The sequence below is a fragment of the Bacillus hominis genome, assembly GCF_018332515.1.
In the GTDB taxonomy this organism is placed as follows: Bacteria; Bacillota; Bacilli; order Bacillales; family Bacillaceae_G; genus Bacillus_A; species Bacillus_A hominis.
The window spans coordinates 1-1,739 of sequence record NZ_BOQD01000204.1; the positions used below are offsets into that span (position 1 = coordinate 1).

A 1,739-nucleotide genomic window follows, 5' to 3' on the forward strand; every position below is an offset into this window, starting at 1 on the left:
AAATGATAGAGCAAGAACCGCAATATAAAGTAGAAGCTATCCAAGGGCAAACAAGGATGGAACGTCGAAGAAATAGGCATAATGCATAATAAAATTAGTTAACCCCTTAATGATTTATCGTAGAATTGATTAATCATTAAGGGGTTTTATATGTAGCTCTTAAATACTTTGAATGGAAAATAGATTTCTAAAGAAATTTGTAGCATATTTAATAAGTAAGACTTGAACAAAATAATGGAGGTGCCAAAATTCTTATTGTTACCTTGTAGATGAATGATATGAGACTAATAAAAGAATAACGAACTCAAGTTACATACGAAATTGACGATATCATCGAGCGAAAAGATAGACGTTGTTATTACAGTCATTCAGCTAATGAATAAAGCGTGTCCAACTGGTGAAGAGTTACACCAGTTGGATAGATACCTTGATATACAACCGAAAAAAAGAGGTGGACAAGAAAAAAATACCGATTTGGGAAGATAAAGAAGAAGTGGACAAGTGAAGGGAAACGGTATGAGAGAAATTAAATAGAATGAAGAAAATGCCTGAAACCGTTGACGTGAAAGTTATGTCGGATGATGAGTTTCTAAAGAAATATAAGGGCATATTTAAAAAGGAAAGACACCAATTCAAAAACTACTGTAAAGATTGCAAGCAGAAACATAACGGTTTGTTATAGAAATTTCATTTTGGTCAGATAGATTTTTGTTTGGAGTTTTAAGACTGTTGCATTTTCTTTATTTTTTTTGTTCCCAAAACACAACTAATAATTGCAAGTAATGCACTTGAAGAGATGAAATTTACGGTCCAATAAATTCCTGTTCCAGTAATTAAGTCGATAATTACAAATTTTTTAATTGCCGAACTTTTTATTGTATGAAAAACAAATTGATTGTTATTGTTATCCAATGTTGTCACGTCCCTTATCTTTTTTTAAAACATATGACAAGGTATGCTTGTTCTAGTCATTTAATCTCAAGAGAATGATAAAGAACCATAAAAAGAACAGCTAGCAAAAGCTAGCTGTTTCATAAATAAAAAACAAAAAATCAGATTGGTTTTGAAAAATGATTGAGACGAATTATTTAAAATGTTGTAGAGAATTTAGTAAGTCATTATGGATACGTAATAAGGTTTGGATATCTTCTTCAGACAGTTGTTCTAGTGCCAGTTCCATTGCTTTATAAGAAGTAGAGTTTTCAATGGATTTCTTAGATATTTCTTGCCCTTGTATTGTTACTTTTAATTGTATTTCTCTACGATCTTCATGTGATTGTTTTCGCTCAATTAATCCTAAATTAACTAACTCATCTACATTTACACTCATTGTGCTTTTAGGAACTGAAAGGCGTTCTGAGATATCTTTAAGAGTAGTATTAGGAGTTGCATAAATTGAATTTAAGATGCCCATTTGTTGAACTGTTAATCCTAACGTAGAAGCGTTTTGATGAGTAAACTTTATAATTTCTTTGTTTATTTTTACAAATGAATGGACAATTTCACTGGCTTGTTTGATACCTTGTTTATGTAGACTCAAAGTAATAACTTCCTTTCATTTTAAAATAATTCAACTCGGTATTGTTCATTGCTGAACTATTTTATTTTGAATCAAATTGTAGGGAAAGTCAATAAACGATATTGATAAAAAACCTAATAAAAAATTCATTTTGTAGAAATAAAAAAAGGTGATGAACGTCGCATCACCTTTTGATAAAGCAGAGCACTTTCAAAAATAA

At 30.2% G+C, this 1,739-nt stretch carries 2 protein-coding genes and 1 pseudogene; 1 reads left to right on the plus strand and 2 read right to left on the minus strand.

Translation table 11 applies throughout. From position 1 onward, the window contains the following. Window positions 1-89 (plus strand): annotated as a pseudogene (locus KI356_RS19155) (DUF3959 family protein); the annotation flags it as partial. 631 nt (window positions 90-720) lie between these two features. Here KI356_RS19155 and KI356_RS28260 read toward each other — a convergent pair. Continuing rightward, the gene (locus KI356_RS28260) at window positions 721-912 is read right to left on the minus strand and encodes a hypothetical protein (protein WP_000369808.1); all 192 of its coding nucleotides are present in this window, start codon (window positions 910-912) and stop codon (window positions 721-723) included. A gap of 172 nt (window positions 913-1,084) precedes the next feature. Continuing rightward, complete coding sequence (locus tag KI356_RS19160; protein ID WP_212936149.1) at window positions 1,085-1,540, minus strand: MarR family winged helix-turn-helix transcriptional regulator; 456 nt, start codon at window positions 1,538-1,540, stop codon at window positions 1,085-1,087. Window positions 1,541-1,739: the final 199 nt, after the last annotated feature.